This window comes from Pseudomonas sp. S31 (assembly GCF_016648105.1).
In the GTDB taxonomy this organism is placed as follows: Bacteria; Pseudomonadota; Gammaproteobacteria; order Pseudomonadales; family Pseudomonadaceae; genus Aquipseudomonas.
Genome location: NZ_JACVVE010000021.1, coordinates 1 through 23,457 on the forward strand (window position 1 = coordinate 1; position 23,457 = coordinate 23,457).

19 protein-coding genes and 1 pseudogene are annotated in these 23,457 nt (G+C 66.1%); 11 read left to right on the forward strand and 9 right to left on the reverse strand.

Annotation, left to right across the window (positions count from 1 at the left end; translation table 11 throughout):
- Positions 1-91: 91 nt before the first annotated feature.
- From IAE37_RS16255 to IAE37_RS16285, 7 genes and pseudogenes are all read right to left on the reverse strand, one after another.
- Positions 92-811 (reverse strand): TorF family putative porin, encoded by a 720-nt coding sequence (locus IAE37_RS16255; RefSeq protein ID WP_201175183.1) that lies wholly within the window; start codon positions 809-811, stop codon positions 92-94.
- Positions 812-954: 143 nt separating this feature from the next.
- A pseudogene (locus tag IAE37_RS16260) lies at positions 955-2,222 on the reverse strand (OprD family porin).
- Between the two features lie 188 nt (positions 2,223-2,410).
- Positions 2,411-2,893, reverse strand: coding sequence for a MarR family winged helix-turn-helix transcriptional regulator (locus tag IAE37_RS16265; RefSeq protein WP_201175184.1), 483 nt, complete (start codon positions 2,891-2,893; stop codon positions 2,411-2,413).
- 54 nt (positions 2,894-2,947) lie between these two features.
- On the reverse strand, positions 2,948-4,087 hold the full coding sequence (aliB, locus tag IAE37_RS16270; RefSeq protein WP_201175185.1) for a cyclohexanecarboxyl-CoA dehydrogenase: 1,140 nt from the start codon (positions 4,085-4,087) through the stop codon (positions 2,948-2,950).
- Between the two features lie 57 nt (positions 4,088-4,144).
- Positions 4,145-4,927, reverse strand: coding sequence for a 2-ketocyclohexanecarboxyl-CoA hydrolase (gene badI, locus IAE37_RS16275; protein ID WP_201175186.1), 783 nt, complete (start codon positions 4,925-4,927; stop codon positions 4,145-4,147).
- Between the two features lie 29 nt (positions 4,928-4,956).
- Positions 4,957-5,724: an SDR family NAD(P)-dependent oxidoreductase gene (locus IAE37_RS16280; RefSeq protein WP_201175188.1), complete on the reverse strand. Its 768-nt coding sequence runs from the start codon at positions 5,722-5,724 to the stop codon at positions 4,957-4,959.
- A complete protein-coding gene (locus IAE37_RS16285; protein WP_236410004.1) occupies positions 5,721-7,322 on the reverse strand; it encodes an AMP-binding protein in 1,602 nt (533 codons plus the stop codon). The genes IAE37_RS16280 and IAE37_RS16285 overlap by 4 nt, the downstream gene beginning before the upstream one ends.
- 285 nt (positions 7,323-7,607) lie before the next feature.
- Here IAE37_RS16285 and IAE37_RS16290 point away from each other — a divergent pair, with 285 nt between their 5' ends.
- Genes IAE37_RS16290 through IAE37_RS16310 form a run of 5 tightly spaced genes read left to right on the forward strand, consistent with a single transcriptional unit; the run spans position 7,608 to position 13,182 of the window.
- Positions 7,608-8,384, forward strand: coding sequence for an enoyl-CoA hydratase (locus IAE37_RS16290; protein WP_201175192.1), 777 nt, complete (start codon positions 7,608-7,610; stop codon positions 8,382-8,384).
- 39 nt (positions 8,385-8,423) lie between these two features.
- Positions 8,424-9,287, forward strand: a complete 864-nt coding sequence (locus tag IAE37_RS16295) for an enoyl-CoA hydratase-related protein (RefSeq protein WP_201175194.1) — start codon at positions 8,424-8,426, stop codon at positions 9,285-9,287.
- Positions 9,288-9,318: 31 nt separating this feature from the next.
- Complete coding sequence (locus IAE37_RS16300) at positions 9,319-10,515, forward strand: acyl-CoA dehydrogenase family protein (protein ID WP_201175196.1); 1,197 nt, start codon at positions 9,319-9,321, stop codon at positions 10,513-10,515.
- A gap of 11 nt (positions 10,516-10,526) precedes the next feature.
- Positions 10,527-11,660: an acyl-CoA dehydrogenase family protein gene (locus IAE37_RS16305; RefSeq protein WP_201175197.1), complete on the forward strand. Its 1,134-nt coding sequence runs from the start codon at positions 10,527-10,529 to the stop codon at positions 11,658-11,660.
- A gap of 10 nt (positions 11,661-11,670) precedes the next feature.
- The gene (locus IAE37_RS16310; protein WP_201175198.1) at positions 11,671-13,182 is read left to right on the forward strand and encodes a 3-hydroxyacyl-CoA dehydrogenase; all 1,512 of its coding nucleotides are present in this window, start codon (positions 11,671-11,673) and stop codon (positions 13,180-13,182) included.
- Between the two features lie 9 nt (positions 13,183-13,191).
- Here the strand turns inward: IAE37_RS16310 and IAE37_RS16315 are convergent, their stop codons facing one another.
- Both IAE37_RS16315 and IAE37_RS16320 read right to left on the reverse strand, forming a co-directional pair.
- Positions 13,192-13,914, reverse strand: coding sequence for a FadR/GntR family transcriptional regulator (locus IAE37_RS16315; RefSeq protein ID WP_201175200.1), 723 nt, complete (start codon positions 13,912-13,914; stop codon positions 13,192-13,194).
- A 233-nt stretch (positions 13,915-14,147) separates the two neighbouring features.
- A complete protein-coding gene (locus IAE37_RS16320; RefSeq protein WP_201175203.1) occupies positions 14,148-15,881 on the reverse strand; it encodes an IlvD/Edd family dehydratase in 1,734 nt (577 codons plus the stop codon).
- 184 nt (positions 15,882-16,065) lie between these two features.
- Here IAE37_RS16320 and IAE37_RS16325 point away from each other — a divergent pair, with 184 nt between their 5' ends.
- The 6 genes from IAE37_RS16325 to IAE37_RS16350 all read left to right on the forward strand — a co-directional run bounded on the left by IAE37_RS16325 (position 16,066) and on the right by IAE37_RS16350 (position 23,377).
- Entirely contained in the window at positions 16,066-17,373 is a 1,308-nt protein-coding gene (locus IAE37_RS16325) for an MFS transporter (protein ID WP_201175205.1), read from the forward strand.
- A gap of 28 nt (positions 17,374-17,401) precedes the next feature.
- Positions 17,402-18,391, forward strand: coding sequence for an AraD1 family protein (gene araD1, locus IAE37_RS16330; protein WP_201175208.1), 990 nt, complete (start codon positions 17,402-17,404; stop codon positions 18,389-18,391).
- A gap of 29 nt (positions 18,392-18,420) precedes the next feature.
- Positions 18,421-19,995: an aldehyde dehydrogenase (NADP(+)) gene (locus tag IAE37_RS16335; RefSeq protein ID WP_201175209.1), complete on the forward strand. Its 1,575-nt coding sequence runs from the start codon at positions 18,421-18,423 to the stop codon at positions 19,993-19,995.
- A gap of 100 nt (positions 19,996-20,095) precedes the next feature.
- Entirely contained in the window at positions 20,096-21,427 is a 1,332-nt protein-coding gene (locus IAE37_RS16340) for an MFS transporter (RefSeq protein WP_201175210.1), read from the forward strand.
- A gap of 9 nt (positions 21,428-21,436) precedes the next feature.
- Positions 21,437-22,393, forward strand: coding sequence for a 2-hydroxyacid dehydrogenase (locus IAE37_RS16345; RefSeq protein ID WP_201175213.1), 957 nt, complete (start codon positions 21,437-21,439; stop codon positions 22,391-22,393).
- Positions 22,394-22,483: 90 nt separating this feature from the next.
- Entirely contained in the window at positions 22,484-23,377 is an 894-nt protein-coding gene (locus IAE37_RS16350; RefSeq protein ID WP_201175215.1) for a PA4780 family RIO1-like protein kinase, read from the forward strand.
- Positions 23,378-23,457: the final 80 nt, after the last annotated feature.

Here is a 23,457-nt window from a genome sequence, read left to right on the forward strand (position 1 = left end):
GCTTTAGGGGGGGATGGGGCTTAGATCGAGCGCCGCCCGCGCGGCGCTCGATCTCCGCCCCCTGCAACTCTCAAGCCTCACACCCGCAAACCTAGAAGAAACTACGCTGAGCCTTGAGGGTCACCACGCTTTCGCAATAGGTATTGATCCCGGCATAGGCCTCGCAGCCACCGCCGCTGAGGTCGGAGTTGCTGTAGATCAGGTCCAGGTCCAGCCCCAGCCAGGGCCGCGAGAGCTGCAGCGACCAGTCGGAAAAGCCGTTGACCTGGCTGCCGTCGCCGATGGTGAACGGCGTGCCGAGCTGGTGGTGGGCCAGTTTGACGGTCAGATCCACATCCAGCAGCGGCAGGTGCCCGAAATCGGCGAACAGGGTGCCGGTGCGGTTGTCGGGATTGTCGCGCAGAGCGCCGCCGAAGCGGCTGCCGAGCACCGAGATGCCGCCGTACAGCGCGTAGCTGTCAGGCCCGGCGATGTTCGGTTGGCTGTAGTGGATCAGGCCCACTTCATAACCCAGGGTGTCGTCGAAATGGTGCTTGTAGCCCAGGTAGCTGTCCAGGCGCAGGGTCGAATCGGGCGTGACGCCCATGCTCGGGGCGTACTGGCCGACGTACCAGCCGCTGGCGTGACTGAGGTCGAGGCCACCGTGGAAGGCGCCGACCGCGCTGGGCGAGATCAGCCCCTGGGCCATGCTGCGCGACGGTGTGGTACCCAGGGTGAAATCGAAGTCGCCCAGTTCGCGCTGCATCTGTTGGGCGTGCAGCGCAGGGCTCGACAGCAGGGCCGCAGTCAGAAACAGAAAGGGCCGGGTCATGGTCACCATCCTGGAAGGCTTGCTCTAGAGGGGGCCAGGATACCTGGGTTGGTCCGAGTGTGGTACACCTGAGTGGGCAATGGCCTCGGTTGACCAGGGCCGTGAAGCGCTTCGATCCGGATGACTGATCGGCGTCGGCGTGGTTACCAGATGTTGAAGGTGTAGGTGATCAACACTCGGTTCTCGTCCACGTCGGTGGTGTCGCTACCGCGGTACATAACGTTGCGCAGCCGAAAGCCCAGCCCCGCTAGGGGACCGCTCTGGATCACGTAGCCCAGGTCGATGTCGCGCTCGCGTTCGCTCGCCGCCTGGCTGCGGATCTGGAAATCGTCGGCGCGGATGTAGCGGGCCATCAAGGTCAGGCCGGGGAGGCCCATTGCCGCGAAATTGTAGTCATAGCGCAGCTGCCAGCTGTCTTCGTCGGCGCGCACGAAAGGTTGGTAGGTGCCGTTGTTGAAGGCCCAGGGTCGGCGACCAGCAAGAACGGCAAACCGGTGTCGCCGCTCTGCCGTTGGTACGCCAGGCCCAGCGAGTGACCGGCGCTGGAGTAGGTGACCATGGCGGCGCGCAAACGGTTGTCCACCGTGGTGCGCCCGCGACTGTCACTGTCGAACAGGCGCAGGTCGGTCTTGAGCTTGCGATCGCCTCCCAGCGGCAGGGTGTAGACCAGGTCGGCGATGTTCTGTTGGTAGTTGTCCTTGAGTTCGGCGCGGTACAAGGTGCCGGTGAGTCTCGGGTTGAAGTTGTATACCGCGCCTGCGTAGTTGAAGCGATCGGAGGGTTTGCCGCCGGTAGAACCGTCGGCGGACATCACGATGTCTTCGTAGTTGCTCGAGTCCCGCTGGTGCATCTGGCGGAACTGGCCACCGATCAGCGTCAGGTCGTCGATGTCGTTGGACTGCAACTGGGCGCCCTGGTAGGTCTGCGGCAGCAGGCGCGTATCGTTGCGCACCACCACCGGCAGTGCCGGTTCGTGATCGCCGACCGTCAGCACCGTCTTGCCGATGCGCGCCTTGCCGGTCATGCCGAGGAAACTGAACTCGTCGGCGGGGCTACCGCTCAGCGGGTCGCGGCGCAGGGCGCCGGTGCCGCTGGTGCCGCTGCCTGAGTCAAGTTTGATCCCTACCAGCCCCAGGGCGTCGACGCCAAAACCGACGGTGCCTTCGGTGAACCCCGACTGTGCGCGCAACAGCAACCCCTGGGTCCAGTCTTCGGCCTTGTTCTGGCTCTTGCCGTCGTGGCGCGGGGTGTCGGGCTGTCCGGCGTCGCGGAAGTCGCGGTTCATGTAGAAATTGCGCAGTTCCAGGCGCAGATGGCTGTCGTCGACGAAAGCGGCAGTGGCGAGGCCGGGGCTGAGCAGGGCGGCGAGCAGGGGCAGGTGCCTTGAAGGTAAGGTCATGAAGTGCGGCATTATGTTTACCTGTAATTGTTTTTGTTATTGCGAGGGTGGATAAACAGATGCGTGAAATCATAAGGTTGTGATCGACGGTTGGTATGGAGGGTCTGGCTCCTGATTTTACGAGTAAATATATTGACGTAATTGGGCGTCATCAGCCGCCACTTGCCCGGCCGCATCGCCGGGGCATCACGGGCTGTTTTTCAGTCTTCCTCGCTGGAGGGCAGGCGGTCGCCGCCCAGGTCGACCTTGCACAGGTCGGTGTTGAGCTTGTTGAGCAGATGCAGCAGGCTGACCGTGTCGTCGAAACTGAAGCCCTGCAAGGCCTGGCCATAGAACTCGTAGATACGCGCCTGCAACGATTGCCAGAAGCGTAGGCCGGAGGCGGTCAGCAGCACCAGGCGGGCGCGGCCATCGTCCGGGTGCGGCACGCGCACCACATGGTTGTCGCGCTCCAGGCGCTTGAGCACGCCGTCCAGGTTCTGGCGGCTGACCACCAGGTACTCGGTCAGTTGGTTGAACGAGACACCCTGTTCGGCGCCCTCGCGAGACAGCGCGCCGAGCACCGCCCATTGCACGGTGCTGATGCCGAACTCGCTCTGGACCTGGCGCTGCAGGGTGTTTCCGGTCTGGAAGAGCCGGAAGAACAACCGGTTAGGGATGCTCTTCGCCTCGTTGGTGGTCATTGCTGCTCCTTCTCCGATCGGCTAACGGCTGCGCTGCCACAAGGGGCGCAGGGGTTACTTGGGGGTCAGTTCACGGGCGATGATATTCTTCATGATCTGCGCGGTGCCATCACCGATCTGCAAGCCGAGGACATCGCGCAGGCGCTGGGCAAACGGCAGGTCTTCGCCATAGCCGGTGTGCCCGTGGGCCAGCAGGCACTGCTTGACCACATCGAACGCCAGCTTCGGCCCCCACCACTTGTTCATCGCCGCCTCGGCATTGTGCGGCAGATTGTTGTCCTTAAGCCACAACGAGTAGTAGCACTGCAGGCGTGCGGCATGCACGTAGGTCTGCAGTTCGGCCAGCGGGTGGGTGAGGCCCTGGAAGGCATTGAGGCTCTGGCCGAAGGCCTGGCGCTCGGTCAGCCACTGCCAGGTCTCGTCGAGTGACTGCTGGGCCAGCGCCAGGCACTGCAGGCCGATCAGCGCACGGCTGTAGTCGAAGCCCTGCATCACCTGCTTGAAACCCTTGCCTTCCTCGCCCATGCGATGGTTCAGCGGCACCCGCACATTGTCGAAGAAGATCGAGCCGCGGCCGATGGCGCGCTCGCCGGCGTCATCGAAGCGGGTGGTGCTGATGCCCGGCAGGTCCATGGGTACGAGGAAGGCGCTGATGCCGCTGGCGCGTTGCTCGACGGTGCCGGTGCGGGCGAACACCACGGCGACGTCGGCCTGGTCGGCCATCGAGATCGAGGTCTTTTCACCATTGAGCACATAGTGCTCGCCGTGGCGTTCGGCTTTCAGCCGTAGGCTGGCGGCGTCGGAGCCGCCACTGGGCTCGGTCAGGGCGATGCACACCACCTTGCGCCCGGCGTTGATCTCGCCCAGCCAGTGGTGGGCCAGTTCGGGGTCGGCATGCTGGGTGATGATCTGGCCATTGAGCGAGGCCAGCAATGGGATGTAGGCGACATTGAAATCGCCGCGTGCCAGCTCCTCGATGATGATCCCGGCGGTCACGCAGTCCAGTCCGCTGCCGCCATAGGCTTCGTCGAGTTCACCTCCGAGCAGGCCCATGTCGCCGAGCTGGGTGATGGTCGAGCGTTCGATGCGACCGTCGCGGTCGCGCTGCCGATAGCCGGGGGCGAGCACTTCGCTGCTGAAGCGGGCGACGCTTTCGCGGATGGCGTTCTGTTGTTCGGTGAAGGCGAAGTTCATGTGTGTCTCCTGACCCGCTGGCACTGGGACGCCGCCCTGGGCGGGCGGCGCAGGGGTTTATTGGTAGAACTTGCGGAAATCCGGTTTGCGCTTTTCCTTGAAGGCGGCCACGCCCTCGCGCGATTCCTCGGTCTCGTAGTACAGGCTCAGTGCCTGCATGCCGAGGCCGCCGATGCCGGCGATGTTCTCGCTGTCGGCATTGAACGAGCGCTTGGCGATGGACAGGGCGGTCGGGCTCTTCTCGAGGATCTCGTCGCACCACTTTTGCACTTCGGCGTCCAGTTGCTCATGGGGCACCACGGCATTCACCAGACCCCACTCCAGAGCTTCTCGAGCGCTGTACTTGCGGCACAGGTACCAGATCTCGCGGGCGCGCTTTTCGCCGATCAGGCGCGATAGGTAGGCGGTGCCGAAGCCGGGGTCGACCGAACCGACCTTGGGCCCAACCTGGCCGAAGATGGCCTGCTCCGAGGCGATCGACAGGTCGCAGACCACGTGCAACACATGGCCGCCACCGATGGCGAAACCGTTGACCCGGGCGATCACCGGCTTGGGCACCGCACGGATCAGCCCCTGCAGCTCCTCGACTGGTAGGCCGATCAGGCCGCGGCCATCGTACTGGCCCTCGTGGGCGCCCTGGTCGCCGCCGGTGCAGAACGCCTTGTCACCGGCCCCGGTGAACACGATCACGCCGATGGCCTTGTTCCAGCCCGCGCGGTTGAAGGCATCGATCAGCTCCATGCAGGTCTGGCCACGGAAGGCGTTGTAGCGCTCGGGCCGGTTGATGGTGATGGTGGCGACGCCGTCTTTTTCTTCGTAGAGGATGTCTTCGTAGTTCATGTCGATGCTCCTGGGAAAGGTAAGGGGGATCAGCCGGCCATCGTCAGGCCGCCGGATACGCTGATGACCTGGCCGGTGATGAAGTTGGCGTCGTCGCTGGCGAGCAGCGCGATGATCCCCGGGTAGTCCTCCGGTTGGCCCAGGCGGCGCATGGGCACGGCGTTGCGGAACGCCTCCAGGAGCTTGTCCGGGTTGTTGGAGGTGGCGGCCACGCTCTTGAGCAGCGCGGTGTCGGTAGGCCCTGGGCAGACCACGTTGAAGTTGACGTTCTTGGTCGCAAGTTCCCGCGCCAGGGTTTTCGACAAGCCCACCAGCCCGGCCTTGCAGGCGGCATACACGGCTTCGCCGGAGGAGCCGACACGGGCGGCGTCCGAGGCGACGTTGATGACCTTGCCGCCACCGGCCTCGAGCATTTTCGGCAGCACCACGTGGTGCATGTTCAGGGCGCCGGTGAGGTTGATGTCGATCAGTTGCTGCCACTGCTGCGGTTCGGTCTTGAGGAACGGCAGGAAGCGGTCGAAGCCTGCGTTGTTGACCAGCACGGTGGGTACGCCCAGGTCGCTTTCGATGCCAGCCACGGTGGTGGCGATCGCCGCATAGTCGGTGATGTCCGCAGCATAGGCCTTGGCCTGGCCGCCTTGTTCGAGGATCAGGTCGACGGTGGTCTGGGCCGCAGCGGCGTCGCGGTCGAGCACGGCCACCCGGCTGCCTTCCTCGGCGAAGCGCTGGCACACGGCGCGGCCGATGCCGCCGCCACCGCCGGTGATGATCACGGTTTTACCCTGCAGGCCTTTCATGGGGTCATCCTCTTGTCGTTCGCGCTTGAAGGTGGATTGCTGGCTGCGTTGGCACGGCCCAGGCGGATGTCGCGGGCCAGTTCGCGCAGCTTGAACTTCTGGATCTTTCCGGAGGGGGTGCGCGGCAGCGCCGGCAGCACCTCGAGGTATTCGGGCAGGTAGTTCTTGCTCAGTTGGTGTTCGAGCAGGAAGGCGACCAGTTCGGCCAGGCCCAGCCCAGGCTCGCCCTCGTGCAGAGTGACGTAGGCGCACACCCGCTCGCCCAGGCGCTCATCGGGGCAGCCGACCAGGGCCACCGAGGTGACGGCGGGGTGGGTGTAGATGAGGTTCTCGATCTCCACCACCGGGATGTTCTCGCCACCGCGGATCACCACGTCCTTGGTGCGCCCGGTGATGCGGATGTAGCCGTGCGCGTCCATCTGCGCCAGGTCACCGGTGTCGAACCAGCCTTCGCGGTCCACGGTGTACCACTCCGGGCGCTTGAGGTAGCCGAGGAACAGGCTGGCGCCGCGCACCTGCAGGTGGCCTTCGACACCGGCCGGCACGGGCTGGCCGTGGTCGTCGAGCACGCGCACCTGCATGTCGGGCAGCGCGCAGCCGTCGGTGTGGATGGCGCGTTCGGTCGGGTCGTCGGGGAAAGTCATGGTCACTGCGCCGGTCTCGCTCATGCCCCAGGCCGACACCACTTGTGCGCCCATGGCTTGGCTGGCCTTTGCCACCAGAATGCTGGGGATCGGTGCGCCGGCGGCGGCGAATACCCGCAGTGAGGCGAGCGCTTCGCCCTGCTCGGCGGCGATGTCCACCAGGTCAGCGAGGAACGGCGTCGATGCCATGGTGAACGTCGGGCGCTCGGCTGCCGCCACCTGTGCGGCGAAGCGCGGGTCCCAGACATCCTGCAGCACGGCGGGAGCCTGTAGGTAGACAGGCATCATCAGGCCATACAGGAAGCCGGTCTGGTGGGCCATAGGGGAGGCCATGAACACCACGTCATCGCGCCCCAGGTGCAAGCGCTCGGCGTAGGGGCGGATGTTGGCGAACAGGGTATTGGAGCTGTGCAGCACGCCCTTGGGTTCGCCCGTGGTGCCGGAGGTGTAGAGCAGCTGGACGATATCGTCGGCATGCGGCCGGCGCTCGCTGAACAGAGCCTGGGCATCGACCTGCTGTTCCCAGGGGTGGTCGAGCAGGCGGCGGCTGAAGCTGTCGTCACCGCCGATCGTCAGTACATGCTCCAGGCTCGGCAACGACGGGCGCAGGGCATTGGCCATGGCCTGGTAATCGAAGCCGCGGAAGCTGTGCGGAACGACCAATACCCGGCTTTGCGCATGTTCGAGAATGAAGCGCAGTTCGCGCTCGCGGAAGATCGGCATCAGCGGGTTGAGCACCGCGCCAATGCGAACGCAGGCCAGGTGCAGGGCGAACATCTGCCACCAGTTGGGCAGCTGGCACGACACCACGTCGGCTTTGTCCACCCCCAGTGACGCAAGCCCCAGGGCAATGCGGGTGACATGGCGATCGAGCGCCTCGCGGCTCAGCTCGATGCGCTGGCCGTCGCCCACGCGGTAGGCCACCAGCGCGGTGCGCTGTGCTGCTTCGGCCAAGCCTGAGTCCCAGTAATCTGTAATGATGTTGTCTTTACAGTCGGCGATTCTCGGTGAAGGAGAGCGACGTTCCAGAAGCGGTTTTATTGTTGTTTTCATTGACTGTACCAGTGATTGATACGTGGCGTTGTCGACAACCGCGCTGCCGTTGGCGATGGGGAGACAATACGCTCGTGAAAATTATTATGTCAACATATTGTCTTTATCTTTTGCGCTGGCATAGACTCGATCCGAGTGTGGTGCCCGTCGTCGCGTGCATCGCTGTCAATCAAAGAGGAGTACGCCGTGGTCCATGACAACATCCTCGTCGAGCAACACGGACCGGTCGGGCTGATCCGCCTGAACCGGCCCGCTGTGCTCAATGCCTTGAACAATGCCTTGATGACCGAGCTGGGCGAGGCGCTGCGCGCCTTCGAACGCGACCCGGCAACGCGGGCGATGGTGATCACCGGCAACGCCAAGGCCTTCGCCGCCGGTGCCGATATCGGCGAAATCCAGGGGCAGGGCTTCGCCGATGCCTACATGGACGAGTTCATCACCGCCAACTGGGAGCAGGTATGCCGGTGCCGCAAGCCGGTGATCGCGGCAGTGGCCGGGCTGGCGCTGGGCGGCGGCTGTGAGTTGGCGATGATGTGCGACCTGATCATCGCCGCCGACAACGCCCGTTTCGGCCAGCCGGAAGTGCGTGTCGGTACCCTGCCGGGCGCGGGCGGCACGCAACGCCTGACCCGCGCCATCGGCAAGGCCCGGGCCATGGATCTGTGCCTGACCGGGCGTTTCATGGATGTAACCGAGGCCGAGCGGGCCGGGTTGCTGAGCCGCGTGGTACCCGCCGCGCAGCTGCTCGATGTGGCCCTGGAAGTAGCGCATGAGATCGCCAGCCACTCGGCGCTGGCGGTCAAGCTGAACAAGGAAGCGGTCAACCGCGCCTTCGAGACCACCCTGGCCGAAGGGGTGCTCTACGAGCGCCGGCTGCTGCACGCCAGCTTCGCCAGTGCCGACCAGAAGGAAGGCATGCAGGCATTCACCCAGAAGCGCGTCCCGGTCTGGCGCCATCGCTGAGGCGGCCATCTTTTCACTCATCGCTTGCAGGAGCTGCTCATGTCCTCTCCCGTGAAACTGACGCTGATCGACCAACTGGCGCTGATCCGGGTCTACAGCCCGCCGGTCAATGCCCTTGGCCATGCCGTGCGCGCCGGGCTGCTACAGGCTCTGCGCGAGGCCGAGGCCAACCCCGGGGTGCGCATGCTGCTGTTGCATTGCTCCGGGCGCACCTTCATCGCCGGTGCCGACATCCGCGAATTCGGCCAGCCGTCCCAGGCGCCGACCCTGCCTGAGCTGACCCAAGCCATTGAGGCGTGCAGCAAGCCGGTGCTGGCAGCCCTGCACGGCTCGGTGCTGGGTGGCGGCCTGGAGGTGGCGATGGCTTGCCATTACCGCATCGCCCACCAGACCACGCGCCTCGGCATGCCAGAGGTCAAGCTGGGGCTAGTGCCCGGCGCTGGTGGGACCCAGCGCCTGCCGCGCCTGGTCGGGGTGGCCCGGGCCTTGGAGATGATCGTTGGCGGTGAACCGATCGACGCGTTACAGGCCCTGGACGCGGGGCTGGTCGATGCGCTGTTCGATGACGAAGAAGAACCGGTAACCGCTGGCCTTGGCCATGCCATGCGCCTGTTGGCGGCAGACGCTGGCCCTCGGCGCAGCGGGGAACGGGGCGTGGCACCGGTGGACGCTGGGCTGTTCCAGCAACGGCGCCTGCGCGAAGGCCGCGAGCGCCCGGACGCCTATGCCCCATTGCGCTGCATCGCCGCCGTCGAGGCCGCTACCTGCCTGCCATTGGCCGAAGGCCTGCAGCGCGAGCGCGCGCTGTTTCTCGACTGCATGCAATCGCCCGAGCGCGCGGCCCTGGTCACGACGTTCTTCGCCCAGCGCCAGGCGGCCAAGGCCAGCCGCAACGCGGGCTAGGCCGCGTCCCCCCACTTTCGAGGAGAACTTCATGGACATCGACTACTCCGCCAGCGAGCTGGCTTTTCGCGACCAGGTTCGGCAGTTCCTGGTCGACCAACTGCCCGCTGACATCGCTACCAAGGTGCGCTTGGGCAAGCACCTGCACAAGGCCGACCACCAGCGTTGGCAGCGCATCCTCGCCAAGCGGGGCTGGTACGCTGCCAACTGGCCGGTGGAACATGGCGGCACTGGCTGGAACGTGGTCCAGCGGCATATTTTCGAGGAAGAATGCGCCGCGGCGGGTGCCCCCAGGCTGATCTCCTTCGGGGTCAACATGGTCGCCCCGGTGATCATCAAGTTCGGCAGCGAGCAGCAGAAGGCCCATTACCTGCCGCGTATCCTCGACGGCCAGGACTGGTGGTGCCAGGGTTACTCCGAGCCGGGCGCCGGCTCGGACCTGGCCAGCCTGAAGACTCGCGCAGTGCGCGACGGCGAACACTACGTGGTCAACGGGCAGAAGACCTGGACCACACTCGGCCAGCATGCCGACATGATCTTCTGTCTGGTGCGCACCGACCCCGAGGCCCAGGCCCAGCGCGGTATCAGCTTCCTCTTGATCGACATGCGCAGCCCGGGTATCACGGTGCGCCCGATCATCACGCTGGAAGGCGAGCATGAAGTCAACGAGGTGTTCTTCGACAACGTGCGGGTACCGGTGGAAAACCGCGTCGGCGACGAGAACCAGGGCTGGACCTGCGCCAAGTACCTGCTGACCCACGAACGTACCGGCCAGGCCGGTATTGGCGGCTCCAAGGCGGCGCTGGCGCACCTCAAGCAGGTGGCGGCCAGCGAGCTTCGCGGCGGTCGGCCCTTGCTCGACGATCCACTGTTCCGCGCCCAGGTGGCGGAACTGGAGATGCAACTGCTGGCCATCGAGATGAGCACCCTGCGCATTCTTGCTGCGGTCCAGGACGGTGGGGTGCCGGGTGCACAGAGCTCGATCCTGAAGATCAAGGGCTCGGAGATCCGCCAGGCCATCAGCCATCTGCTGCGCAAGGCCCTGGGCGTGCACGCGCTGCCCTTCGTCGAGGCCGAGCTGGCCCTGGGCGAGCCGGCCGAACCGCTGCACACCAGCTACAGCGCGGCGCCGGCCAGCCAGTACTTCAACCTGCGCAAGCTGTCGATCTACGGCGGCTCCAATGAAATCCAGAAGAACATCATCGCCAAGATGATTCTCGAACTCTGAAGGGGCACAGCATGGACTTCAAACTCAGCGAAGAGCAGCAGATGCTCAAGGACACCGTCGCGCGCCTGGTGCGCGAGACCTACACTTTCGAGCGGCGCGAGGCATACGCGCGCAGCTCTCTGGGCCACGGCGCCGACTTCTGGCAGCAGCTCGCCGAGCTGGGCCTGTGCGCGGTGCCGTTCAGTGAGGAGCGGGGCGGTTTCGGCGGTGGCGGCGTGGAAAATATGCTGGTGATGACCGAGCTGGGGCGGGGCCTGTGCCTGGAGCCTTACCTGAGCTCGCAGATCCATGCCGGCGGCTTGCTCGCCCAACTGGCCGACGGTGCATCGCACCAGGCCTTGCTCGAACAGGTCGTCGCCGGCCAGGCGCAACTGGCGGTTGCCTGTGAAGAGGCGCAGAGCCATTACTGCCTGGAGGATGTGCGGACCCGAGCCGAATTGCGCGAGGGTGCCTGGCGTCTGACCGGGCGCAAGGTCGTAGTGCTCGGTGGTGGCAGCGCCGCATGCTTGTTGGTCAGTGCCCGCACCCAGGGCGGCGAGCGTGACGAGCAGGGTATCAGCCTGTTCATCGTCGACCCGTCCGGGCCGGGCGTGAGGCGCCGTGAGCATGCCAACATCGACGGTCCGCGGGCGTGCGAAGTGCTGCTCGAAAGTGCCTGCGGCGAATTGCTGGGCACCCTCGGCGAGGCCTTGCCGGTGCTGCGCTACCACCAGGGCCGGGCGCTCGCTGCGCAATGCGCTGAGGCGGTCGGCAGCATGCAGGTGGCCTGCGAGCTGACCCTGGACTACTTGAAAACGCGCAAGCAGTTCGGTGCGCCCATTGGCAAGTTCCAGGTCTTGCAGCACCGCATGGCCGACATGCAGGCCGAGCTGGAGATGGCCACGTCCATGGCGATCCTCGCCGCCTGCGTCGCCGATCAGCCCGACAGCCTGGCCCGCAGCCAGCGCCTGAGCGCCGCCAAGTTCATCGTCACCCGCGCTGGGCGGATGATCGCCGAGCAGGCCATCCAGTTGCATGGCGGCATCGGCATGACCTGGGAGTACGTGTTGGCCCACCATGCCAAGCGACTGGTGATGCTCAGCCACCAGTTGGGTGACGACGACCATCACCTGCAAGCCTATGCCGCGCTGTTGTCGGCGGCCTGAAGGAGCTCGTATGCACCCATTCAAGCGAATCGGCATCATTGGCTGTGGCGCGATGGGGCGGGGGATCGCCCAATTGTTCGCCAGCGCTGGTATCCCCGTACTCTTGCACGACAGCCGGGCGCAGGCCATCGGCCAGGCGCTGGCCTACAACCGCCAGCAACTGGAGCGCCTGGCCAGCAAGGGCAAACTCGATGCCGAGGCGTTGGGCGTGGCGTTGGCCTGCCAGCAGGCAGCGCCGGCACTGGCAGACCTGGCGGGTTGCGACCTGCTGATCGAGGCGATCGTCGAGCAATTGGAGGCCAAGCAGGCACTGTTTCGCCAGCTGGAGGCGCTGGGCGGCATCGATGCGGTCCTGGCCAGCAACACGTCGTCGCTATCCATCGGCGCCATTGCCAGTGGCTGTCAGAATCCCGAACGGGTCGCCGGCTTTCATTTCTTCAATCCGGTACCGTTGATGAAGATCGTCGAGGTGGTGCGCGGCGAGCGTACGGCGCCGGAGGTGATCGAGCGTCTGAGCAGGCTGGCCGAGCGAGCTGGGCATTATGCGGCGGTGACACCGGACTCACCGGGTTTTCTGGTCAACCATGCGGGTCGCGCCTACGGCCCGGAAGCTTTGCGCATCCTGGCCGAGGGCATTGCCACGCCGGCGCAGATCGATCGGATCCTGAAAGATTGCCTGGGCTTTCGCATGGGGCCGTTCGAGTTGTTCGACCTGGTCGGGCTGGACGTGTCGCATGCGGTAATGGCGTCGATGCACCACCAGTTCTACCAGGACCCACGCTACGCCCCGAGCCCCTTGGTTCCGCCACGCCTGGCCGCAGGGTTGCTCGGGCGCAAGAGCGGGCAGGGATTCTATCGCTACGTCGATGGCGTGCAGCAAGCGCCTGAGCCTGTGCCCGACGCGGCGGTGGCGTTGACTCGGCCGTTCTGGCTGGACAGCCGCGATCCGTCGGTGCGCGAGCAGGTGGCCAGCGTGCTTGGGCGGGCGGGGGTGTGCTTGGAGGAGGGCCCGCAGCCGAGCGAACGGGCGATCTGCTTGGTGACCCCGCTGGGCGAGGACGCCAGCACGCTGATCGCTCGCAAGCTGTTACCGCCGCAGCGCACGCTGGCGCTTGAGACCTTCGCCGGGTTCGAGCGCCGCCGGGTATTGATGCGCCAGCCGGCGCTGGACGCCGAGGTACTGGCTCAGGCACGAACCGCCTTGGCTGGCGATGGCGTGGCGGTGGAGGTGATCAATGATTCGCCGGGGTTTATCGCCCAGCGGGTGCTGGCGAGCATCGTCAACCTGGGCTGCGAGATCGCCCAGCGGGGTATCGCCGATCCGCAGACCCTGGATCGCGCGGTGCAGTTGGCATTGGGCTACCCGCATGGGCCGCTGGCCTTTGGCGACCATCATGGAGCGGAGCTGATACTGCAAATCTTGCAGGGGATGCATGAGGCGTATCAGGAGCCGCGCTATCGCGTCAGCCCTTGGTTGCGGCGGCGAGTGCAGTTGGGGCTGCCATTGACGGCGCCGGAGTGAGGGCGCCGATCAGCCGATCGGATCCTGCCCCAGCACCTTGCTCAACGCCACCCGCGCATCTTCCAACTGGACCAGCGAGGCATGCCGGGCACCCAGCGCGTCGCCGTTCTGGATGGCGGTGAGGATCGCCTTGTGCCGGGGCAGGGCGAGTTCGTCGAAGTTGGCGCGCTGGTTGGAATAGCGCACCGATTCGCGCAGTGCCATCGACAGCATATTGCACAGGTACGCCAGCAGATCGTTGTGGGTGGCGTCGGCGATGCGGGCGTGGAAGTCCAGGTCCGGTTGCAGGCGCTCCTCGTGGGTGCGTGCGGCCTCCATGCGCTGGTAGGCCTCGTCGATCGAGGCGATGTCCTCGGCCGTGGCGTTGGTGGCAGCCAGCGCTGCGGATGCCGGCTCGATGACCCAGCGCACGCTGGACAGGGTGTTGAAGAATTCCTGTTGGGGCGTGACTTGCATCAGCCAGTGCAGCACGTCGGGATCGAGCATGTGCCAGTCATGGCGCGGTCGCACCTGGGTACCGACCCGAGGGCGGGCTTCGACCAGGCCCTTGGCGGTGAGGGCACGCATCGCTTCACGGAACACCGGCCGGCTGATCGCGTAGGTTTCGCACAGGCTGGCCTCGGAGGGCAGCTTCTGCCCGGGTGCGAGTTGGCCGGAAACGATCTGCAGGCCGAGGTCCTGGACCAGGGTGGCGTGCATGCTCTTGCGCGTGGTGGGCTGGCGGTAGTTCATGTGCGGCGGAGGCGATCCTTCGGGCGGGGCAGCCATCATAGCATCACTGCGGCGCTGGTTTGTCCGCGCGCACCCAAGTTTGGAGGGGGCGTGAAACCTGTAGGAGCGGGTTCACCCGCGAACACGGGCGAAGCCCGTGCCATGCACCGCAGTGCCGGGTTCGCGGGTAAACCCGCTCCTACAGGTATGTCGGTTTGCCTGGGGGCGGCGAACCCTGTGGCAGCAGGCCAGCCTCAATGCGAATGCTTGGGCACCGCCGAGCCTCGGCAACCGACCAGGAAGTCGAAGTCGCAACCTTCGTCGGCCTGCATCACGTGGTCCAGGTACAACTTCGCATAGCCGCCACTGATCAGCTGCGGTGGCGCTTGCAGGTCAGCCAGGCGGCCGGCCAGCTCCTCGTCGGAAACCTCCAGGTTCAGCCGGCCTTCCTTGCAGTCCAGCTCGATCCAGTCACCTTCGCGCACCGCCGCCAACGGCCCACCGGCCGCCGCTTCTGGGGCCACGTGCAGGACCACGGTGCCGTAGGCGGTGCCGCTCATGCGGGCATCGGAAATACGCACCATGTCGGTCACGCCCTGGGCCAGCAGCTTCGCCGGCAGGCCCATGTTGCCGACCTCGGCCATGCCGGGGTAGCCCTTGGGCCCGCAGTACTTCATCACCAGGATCGAGTTGGCGTCCACGTCCAGCTCCGGGTCGTTGATGCGCGCCTTGTAGTCTTCGAAGTTCTCGAACACCACCGCGCGGCCGCGGTGCTGCATCAGCGCCGGGCTCGCCGCCGAGGGCTTGAGCACCGCGCCCTTGGGCGCCAGGTTGCCGCGCAGGATGCAGATGCCGCCATCGGCCACCAGCGGCTTGTCGATCGGGCGGATGACTTCTTCGTCATACAGCGGCGCGGCCTGGCAGTTGTCCCACAGGCTCTTGCCGTTGGCAGTCAGGGCGGCCGGGTTGGGCAGCAGGCCATGTTCGCCCAGGCGGCGGATCACTGCCGGAAGGCCACCGGCATAGTAGAACTCTTCCATCAGGAAACGCCCCGACGGTTGCAGGTCGACCACGGTCGGCGTGCCGCGGCCGATGCGGGTCCAGTCTTCCAGCTGCAGGTCGACGCCGATGCGCCCGGCAATCGCCTTGAGGTGGATCACCGCGTTGGTCGAGCCACCGATGGCGGCGTTGACGCGGATGGCGTTCTCGAACGCTTCGCGGGTGAGGATCTTCGACAGGCGCAGGTCTTCGCGGACCATGTCGACGATGCGCATGCCCGAGAGGTGGGCCAGCACGTAGCGGCGCGCATCCACGGCTGGAATGGCAGCGTTGTGCGGCAGCGAGGTGCCCAGCGCTTCGGCCATGCAGGCCATGGTCGAGGCGGTGCCCATGGTGTTGCAGGTGCCTGCCGAGCGCGACATGCCGGCTTCGGCCGAGAGGAATTCGTTGAGGTCGATCTGGCCAGCCTTATACGCCTCGTGCATCTGCCAGACGATGGTCCCGGCGCCGATGTCCTTGCCCTTGTGCTTGCCGTTGAGCATCGGCCCGCCGGTGACCACGATGGCCGGCACGTCGCAGCTGGCGGCGCCCATCAGCAGCGCCGGGGTGGTCTTGTCGCAGCCGGTCAACAGGACCACGGCGTCCACGGGGTTGCCGCGAATGGCTTCTTCCACATCCATGCTCGCCAGGTTGCGGGTGAGCATGGCAGTGGGGCGCAGGTTGGACTCGCCGCTGGAGAACACCGGGAACTCCACCGGAAAGCCTCCGGCCTCCAGCACACCCTTTTTCACGTGTTCGGCGATCTTGCGGAAGTGGGCGTTGCACGGGGTGAGCTCGGACCAGGTGTTGCAGATGCCGATGATCGGCTTGCCCTGGAACTCGTGATCGGGGATGCCCTGGTTCTTCATCCAGCTGCGGTACATGAAGCCGTTCTTGTCGGCGGTGCCGAACCATTGAGCGGAGCGCAGCGGGGTTTTGTTATCAGACATGGGAGACACCTTATTGGTATTACTATTTGTCGTTATGAGGTCGACTCTACCGCCTAAAATGGTATCTGTGAAGGCTTGTTGTTTTAAATAGTAATACTATAAGATCGTTCGGCCAGGTCAGAGGACTGCCAAAAAGCCCCGGCCCGGTGCTGTGCCCATTACAAGAACAATTGGAGACATCGCCATGATTCAGGAGCAGCGGCTCGTCCGCCTGATCACTCTGAAACTCATCCCTTTTCTGGTCCTGCTGTACCTGGTGGCCTATGTCGATCGTTCGGCGGTGGGCTTCGCCAAGCTGCACATGGGTGCCGATATCGGCCTCGGTGACGCAGCCTATGGCCTTGGCGCCGGGCTCTTCTTCATCGGTTACTTTCTCTTCGAGGTGCCGAGCAACCTGTTGCTCGACCGCTTCGGCGCACGCCGCTGGTTCGCCCGCATCCTGGTGACCTGGGGCGCGATCACCATCGGCATGGCGTTCGTCACCGGGCCCAACGGCTTCTACGTGATGCGCTTCCTGCTGGGGGCGGCCGAGGCCGGCTTCTTCCCGGGCGTGCTGTACTACATCACCCAGTGGTACCCGGTACGCCATCGCGGCAAGATCCTCGGTTTCTTCATCCTTTCGCAGCCGCTGGCGATGCTCGTCACCGGGCCGCTGTCGGGCGCGCTGCTGGGGCTCGACGGCAGCTATGGCCTGCATGGCTGGCAGTGGCTGTTCATCTGCATCGGTACTCCGGCGGTGCTGCTGGCCTGGCCGACCCTGCGCCTGCTGCCGGACGGCCCGGCCAAGGTGCGCTGGCTCAGCGACGAGCAACGCAGCTGGCTGCAGGAGCAATTGGCCAACGACCTGCGCGAGTTCGGCCAGACCCGCCACGGCAACCCGCTGCATGCCTTGAAGGACGGCCGGGTGTTATTGCTGGCGCTGTTCTATCTGCCGGTGACCTTGAGCATCTATGGCCTGGGCTTGTGGCTGCCGACGCTGATCCATCAGTTCGGCGGCAGTGACCTGGTCACCGGCTTCGTCTCGGCGGTGCCTTACCTGTTCGGCATCATCGGCCTGCTGATCGTCCCGCGCAGTTCCGACCGCCTCAACGACCGCTACGGCCACCTCGGCCTGCTGTACGCCCTGGGCGCCATCGGCCTGTTCCTCAGTGCCTGGCTAACCGTACCGGGGATGCAGCTGGCGGCCTTGTGCCTGGTGGCGTTCGCGCTGTTCTCCTGCACCGCGATCTTCTGGACCCTGCCGGGCCGGTTCTTCTCCGGGGCCAGTGCCGCGGCGGGCATCGCCCTGATCAACTCGATCGGCAACCTCGGCGGCTACCTGGGCCCATTCGGCATCGGCGCGCTCAAGGAGCACACCGGGCAGCTGTCGTCAGGCCTGTACTTCCTGGCCGTGGTGATGCTGTTCGGGCTGTTGCTCACCGGCGTCGTCTACAACCGCCTGGAGCGCCGCCAGCGCCTGGCTTCCACGCGGGTGGCCGAGGCCTCCCGCTAATCTTCGCAACCGAAAAGCGAGCACAAGCATGCGATTGATCCAATTCGAAACCGCCACCAGCGAGCGCCGCGTAGGCGTGGTGGAAGGCGAGCACGCCCTGGAAGTGCGTGGCGCCAGCAGCACCCGTGAACTGGCCCTGCAGGCCATCGCCAGCGGCCGCGACCTGGCCAGCGAAGTGCAGGCCGCAGGCCTGGGCGAAAGCCACGACTACCTGGCGCTGCTGGCCGCAGGCCGCGTGTTGCCGCCGCTGGACCACCCGGACCCGGCGCACTGCCTGGTCACCGGCACCGGCCTGACCCACCTGGGCAGTGCCGCCACCCGCGACAAGATGCACCAGCAGCAGGCCGAAGGGGCCGTGACCGACAGCATGCGCATGTTCCAGTGGGGCCTGGAGGGCGGCCGGCCGCCAGCGGGCGAGGAGGGCGCGCAGCCGGAGTGGTTCTACAAGGGCGACGGCGGCATCGTCGTGCGCCCCGGCGCCGACCTGCCGCTGCCGGCCTTCGCCGAAGATGCCGGCGAGGAGCCGGAACTGGTCGGCCTGTACCTGATCGGTGCCGACGGCACGCCGTATCGTCTGGGTTACGCGCTGGGCAACGAGTTCTCCGACCATGTCATGGAGCGGCGCAACTACCTGTACCTGGCCCATTCCAAGCTGCGCGCCTGCAGCTTCGGCCCGGAGCTGCGCCTGGGCGCGCTACCGGCGCACCTGGAAGGCACCAGCCGCATCCTGCGTGATGGCCAGGAACTGTGGAGCAAGCCGTTCCTCTCCGGTGAGCAGAACATGTGCCACAGCTTCGAGAACCTTGAGTTCCATCACTTCAAGTACGACCAGTTCCTGCGCGCCGGCGATATCCACGTGCACTACTTCGGCACCGCCACGCTGTCGTTCGCCGACGGTATCCAGGCGCGGCCGGGCGACACCTTCGAGGTCAGCCTCGATGCCTTCGGCCAGCCGCTGCGCAACGGTATCGCCGCCGCGCCCGAGCAGGTCCGCCCCGGGGTCGTGAAAAGCCTCTGAGCCTTTTTCTTCAGCTACAGGAGTCAACCATGTCTGGAAGCAACTTCATTGGCGGCAAGCGCAGCGCTGCCGGCACTGTGCGTCTGCAGAGCCTCGATGCGCGTACCGGCGAGGCACTGCCGCAGGCCTTCGTCCAGGCCACCCCTGAAGAGGTGGCTGGCGCCGCGCAGGCCGCAGACGCGGCGTTCGCCGAATACAACGGCCTGGCGCCGGAGCGCCGTGCGCAGTTCCTCGATGCCATCGCCGACCAGCTGGACGCGCTGGGCGACGCCTTCGTCGAAACCGTGTGCCGCGAGACCGCACTGCCGGCCGGGCGCATCCAGGGCGAGCGTAGCCGTACCAGCAACCAGATGCGCCTGTACGCCAAGGTGCTGCGCCGTGGCGACTACCTGGGGGCGCGCATCGACCGCGCGCAGCCGCAGCGCCAGCCCTTGCCGCGCCCGGATCTGCGTCAGTACCGCACCGGCGTCGGGCCGGTGGCGGTGTTCGGCGCCAGCAACTTCCCGCTGGCCTTCTCCACGGCTGGCGGTGATACCGCCGCAGCCCTGGCTGCCGGCTGCCCGGTCGTGGTCAAGGCGCACAGTGGCCATATGGCGACTGCCGAGCAGGTGGCCGAGGCCATCGAGCGGGCCGCCGTGGCCACCGGCATGCCTGCCGGGGTGTTCAACATGATCTACGGCGCCGGTGTCGGCGAAGCGCTGGTGCGCCATCCGGCGATCCAGGCGGTGGGTTTCACCGGTTCGCTCAAGGGTGGCCGTGCCCTGTGCGACTTGGCTGCGGCGCGCCCGCAGCCGATTCCGGTGTTCGCCGAGATGAGCAGCATCAATCCCGTGCTGGTGTTGCCTGGGGCGTTGCAGGCTCGCGGCGAGCAGGTGGCCAAGGAGCTGGCCGCCTCGGTGGTGCTCGGTTGCGGGCAGTTCTGCACCAATCCAGGCTTGGTCATCGGCATCGCCGGCGAAGCGTTCAGCGCCTTCGTCGCCGCATTGGCCGCGCAATTGGGCGATCAAGCCGGGCAGACCATGCTCAACGCCGGCACCCTGCGCAGCTATGCCAGCGGCGTGCAGCGCTTGCACCAGCACCCCGGCGTGCGTCACCTGGCCGGTGCCGAACAGGCCGGCGACCTAGCCCAGGCGCAGTTGTTCCAGGCCGATGTCAGCCTGCTGCTCAATGGCGACGAACTGCTCCAGGAAGAAGTCTTCGGCCCCACCACGGTGGTCGTCGAAGTGGCTGACGAAGCCGAGCTGCGCCGCGCGCTGGAAGCGTTGCACGGGCAACTGACCGCCACCCTGATCGCCGAGCCCGAGGACTTCCAGCGCTTCGCCGCCCTGGTGCCGGTGCTCCAGCGCAAGGCCGGACGGCTGTTGGTCAATGGCTACCCGACCGGTGTCGAGGTGTGCGATGCGATGGTCCACGGCGGGCCTTATCCGGCGACCTCCGATGCCCGCGGCACCTCGGTCGGCACCCTGGCCATCGACCGCTTCCTGCGCCCGGTGTGCTACCAGGACTACCCGGACGCGCTGCTTCCCGATGCGCTGAAGAATGCCAACCCGCTGGGCCTGCAACGCCTGGTCGACGGCCAGCACAGCCGCGAGGCGCTGAACTGACGCCAGTAGCGTAACCGTTGCACCGCTGTACGCCCGCCCGGCCATGCCCGGGCGGGCTTTCGCCGAATGACCCCAAGAACAACAACAAGAGGTTGCAGCCATGCCCAGTCGTTCCGTACCCGCCGACCTGGTCGAGCGGGAATCGTTGGATAACCGTCTGTTCCGCAAGATCAACTGGCGCATCGTGCCGTTGTTCATCGTGTGTTTCCTGTTCGCCTACCTGGACCGCGTCAACATCAGTTTCGCCAAGCTGCAGATGCAGAGCGCGCTGGGTTTCAGCGACGCTGTCTACGGCCTGGGGGCGAGCCTGTTCTTCGTCGGCTACTTCCTCTTCGAAGTGCCGAGCAACGTGTTGCTGCACCGCATCGGCGCGCGTATCTGGATCGCCCGCATCATGATCAGTTGGGGGCTGACCTCGGCGGCGATGATGTTCGTCACCAGCGAAACCTGGTTCTACGTGCTGCGTTTCCTCATCGGCGTCATGGAAGCCGGTTTCGTGCCAGGGGTGCTGTACTTCTTCACCCAGTGGTACCCCAGCGATCGCCGTGCGCGCATCAATGCCTATTTCAAGAGTTCGATCTGCCTGTGCGGCATCGTCGGCGGCCCGCTGGCTGGGTTCATCCTCAGCCATTTCGACGGCGTCAACGGCCTTGCCGGCTGGCAGTGGCTGTTCCTGCTCGAAGGCCTGCCGTCGGTGCTGCTCGGCCTGTTGGTGCTGTGGCTGGTCAGCGACCGCATCGAGGACGCCCGCTGGCTCGATGGTGAAGAGAAGCGCTACCTGCGCGAGCGTCTCGATGCCGAACCCAAGCCCGAGGGCGGCAGCTCGATTCGGGCGATCCTGCGCGAGCCGGCCTCGGTCGCGCTGTCGGCGATCTACCTGTGCCTGGTGATGGCACTGACCGGGCTGCTGTTCTGGATGCCGCAGCTGATCCGCAATGCCGGCGTGGCGGATGCCATGGACATCGGCCTGCTGACCATGATCCCGTACCTGGTGGCGGTGGTCGGCAACCTGCTGATCGGCCGCAGCTCGGACCTGCGCGGCGAGCGCCGTTGGCACATGGCGAGCTGCGCGGCGATGACCACCGTCGGCTATGCCCTGTGTGCCAGCTTCAGCGGCCAGTTGTGGCTGTTGATGCTGGGCATGGGCCTGATCATGACCGGGATCATCGCCTGGATGCCGATCTTCTGGACCCTGCCACCGAAGTACCTGGCTGGCCTTGCGGCAGCGGCGGGCATCGCGCTGATCAACTCCATCGGCCAGCTCGGCGGCATCGTCGGCCCCTACCTGGTGGGCAAGGTTCGCGATGCCAGCGGTTCGCCGACCCCGGCCCTGTGGCTGCTGACGGCGGTCAGCCTGCTGGCGGTGGTGCTGATCGTCTGGGCCGTCCCGCGCCGCCTGTATGCGGCTCCATCTGAACCACGCAACGACTGAGGAGGTTTCATGCAACGTGTCGTTTCCTTTGGCCCTATCTCCAGTGCCGAGGTGCTGGCCGACCTGGGCCGGCGTTACCACTTCCAGCGTTTCGACCAGCCGATGGCCGACCGCGAGGGTTTCCTCGCGGCCCTGGCCACCGCCGATGGGCTCATCGGCAGCACCTTGCCGCTGGGCGCCGAGCTGCTCGACCGGGCGCCTGGGCTCAAGGTCATCGCCAGCGTGTCGGCCGGCTTCGACAACTACGACCTGGACTACCTGCGCCAACGCGGTATCCGCCTGACCAACACCCCCGATGCAGTGACCGAAACCACCGCCGACACCGGCTTCATGCTGTTGATGATGGCCGCCCGGCGTGCCTGCGAACTGGCGCAGCTGGTGCGCGACGGCCAGTGGACGCGCGGTATCGACGCTTCGCGCTTCGGCCTCGACGTGCACGGCAAGACCCTCGGCATCGTCGGGCTTGGCCGCATCGGTGCGGCCGTGGCCCGGCGCGGGCACTTCGGTTTCGGCATGCCGGTGCTGTACAGCGGCAACAGCGACAAGCCCGGGTACCAGGCGGAGTTCGGCGCCCGCCGCGTGCCACTGGCGCAGTTGCTGGGCGAGGCGGATTTCGTCTGCGTCTGCGTGCCGCTGAGCCCGGCCACTCATCACCTGTTCGGGCGCGAGCAGTTCGCGGCCATGCGTGACGATGCGGTGTTCGTCAACATTGCCCGTGGCGCAGTTGTCGACGAGCCGGCGCTGGTGCAGGCGCTGGCCGAGGGGCAGATCCGTGCAGCCGGCCTGGATGTCTTCGAGCGCGAGCCGCTGCCGGCCGACTCACCGCTGCTGGCCCTGCCCCAGGTAGTGGCTTTGCCGCACATCGGCTCGGCGACCGTCGAGGCCCGTGCGCTGATGGCACGCACCGCGGCGGCGCAACTGGCGGCGGTGCTCGAGGGCAGGGCGCCCGACCATCCGGTGCTCTGACACGCAGACAGACGAGCAAGACGCATCAGCCTGTGAGAGGATGGCCGCTTCTCCGCCAAGTGGCCAGACAGGACCCCGAAACCAAGCCTGATGAAGACGCCAAAACGAATCGAACCGCTGATCGAAGACGGGCTCGTCGACGAGGTCCTGCGCCCGTTGATGAGTGGCAAGGAAGCTGCCGTGTATGTGGTGCGCTGCGGCACCCAGGTACGCTGCGCCAAGGTCTACAAGGAGGCCAACAAGCGCAGCTTCCGCCAGGCCGCCGAGTACCAGGAAGGGCGCAAGGTACGCAACAGCCGCCAGGCCCGGGCCATGGCCAAGGGCAGCAAGTACGGGCGCAAGGAAGCCGAGGACGCTTGGCAGAACGCCGAAGTGGCGGCCTTGTTCCGCCTGGCCGGTGCCGGTGTGCGGGTGCCCAAGCCGTTCGACTTCCAGGACGGCGTGCTGTTGATGGAGCTGGTCACCGACGCCGATGGCGACGCCGCCCCACGCCTGAACGATGTGCACCTGGAGGCCGAGCAAGCGCGTGAGTACCATGCCTTCGTCATCCGCCAGATCGTGCTGATGCTCTGCGCCGGGCTGGTGCATGGCGACCTGTCGGAGTTCAACGTGCTGCTCGGCCCCGAGGGCCCGGTGATCATCGACCTGCCGCAGGCGGTGGACGCTGCCGGCAACAACCATGCCTTCAGCATGCTCCAGCGCGACGTGGCGAACATGGCGCATTATTTCGGGCGCTTCGCCCCGGAGCTCAAGGCGACGCGCTATGCCCAGGAAATGTGGGCCCTGTACGAGGGCGGTGAACTGCGCCCGGACAGCCCATTGACCGGGCAGTTCGCCGACGATGAGCAGGCTGCCGACGTGGCGGGGGTGATGCGCGAGATCGACGCCGCCCGGCTCGACGATGCGCGCCGCCGAGCGGCGCGGGCCGAGGCCGAGCAAGGTCCGGCCCGGGCCGAAGAGCCCCCTCCGCCCTGGCTGCAATAGCCTGCTGCGAATGCCTGCCTGGCGGACTGCCGGGCAGGCGCCTGCGTTGAAGCAATAGGGTAAGTTCCAGGGCCGCCCCT

Coding starts and splice junctions, on each gene's coding strand:
- IAE37_RS16280 (WP_201175188.1), bottom strand. CDS start 5,724: ATGAAAGGCCTGCAGGGTAAAACCGTGATCATCACCGGCGGTGGCGGC.
- IAE37_RS16300 (WP_201175196.1), top strand. CDS start 9,319: ATGGACATCGACTACTCCGCCAGCGAGCTGGCTTTTCGCGACCAGGTT.
- aliB (WP_201175185.1), bottom strand. CDS start 4,087: ATGAACTTCGCCTTCACCGAACAACAGAACGCCATCCGCGAAAGCGTC.
- IAE37_RS16350 (WP_201175215.1), top strand. CDS start 22,484: ATGAAGACGCCAAAACGAATCGAACCGCTGATCGAAGACGGGCTCGTC.
- IAE37_RS16255 (WP_201175183.1), bottom strand. CDS start 811: ATGACCCGGCCCTTTCTGTTTCTGACTGCGGCCCTGCTGTCGAGCCCT.
- badI (WP_201175186.1), bottom strand. CDS start 4,927: ATGAACTACGAAGACATCCTCTACGAAGAAAAAGACGGCGTCGCCACC.
- araD1 (WP_201175208.1), top strand. CDS start 17,402: ATGCGATTGATCCAATTCGAAACCGCCACCAGCGAGCGCCGCGTAGGC.
- IAE37_RS16320 (WP_201175203.1), bottom strand. CDS start 15,881: ATGTCTGATAACAAAACCCCGCTGCGCTCCGCTCAATGGTTCGGCACC.
- IAE37_RS16265 (WP_201175184.1), bottom strand. CDS start 2,893: ATGACCACCAACGAGGCGAAGAGCATCCCTAACCGGTTGTTCTTCCGG.
- IAE37_RS16315 (WP_201175200.1), bottom strand. CDS start 13,914: ATGAACTACCGCCAGCCCACCACGCGCAAGAGCATGCACGCCACCCTG.
- IAE37_RS16310 (WP_201175198.1), top strand. CDS start 11,671: ATGCACCCATTCAAGCGAATCGGCATCATTGGCTGTGGCGCGATGGGG.
- IAE37_RS16295 (WP_201175194.1), top strand. CDS start 8,424: ATGTCCTCTCCCGTGAAACTGACGCTGATCGACCAACTGGCGCTGATC.
- IAE37_RS16345 (WP_201175213.1), top strand. CDS start 21,437: ATGCAACGTGTCGTTTCCTTTGGCCCTATCTCCAGTGCCGAGGTGCTG.
- IAE37_RS16325 (WP_201175205.1), top strand. CDS start 16,066: ATGATTCAGGAGCAGCGGCTCGTCCGCCTGATCACTCTGAAACTCATC.
- IAE37_RS16340 (WP_201175210.1), top strand. CDS start 20,096: ATGCCCAGTCGTTCCGTACCCGCCGACCTGGTCGAGCGGGAATCGTTG.
- IAE37_RS16305 (WP_201175197.1), top strand. CDS start 10,527: ATGGACTTCAAACTCAGCGAAGAGCAGCAGATGCTCAAGGACACCGTC.
- IAE37_RS16335 (WP_201175209.1), top strand. CDS start 18,421: ATGTCTGGAAGCAACTTCATTGGCGGCAAGCGCAGCGCTGCCGGCACT.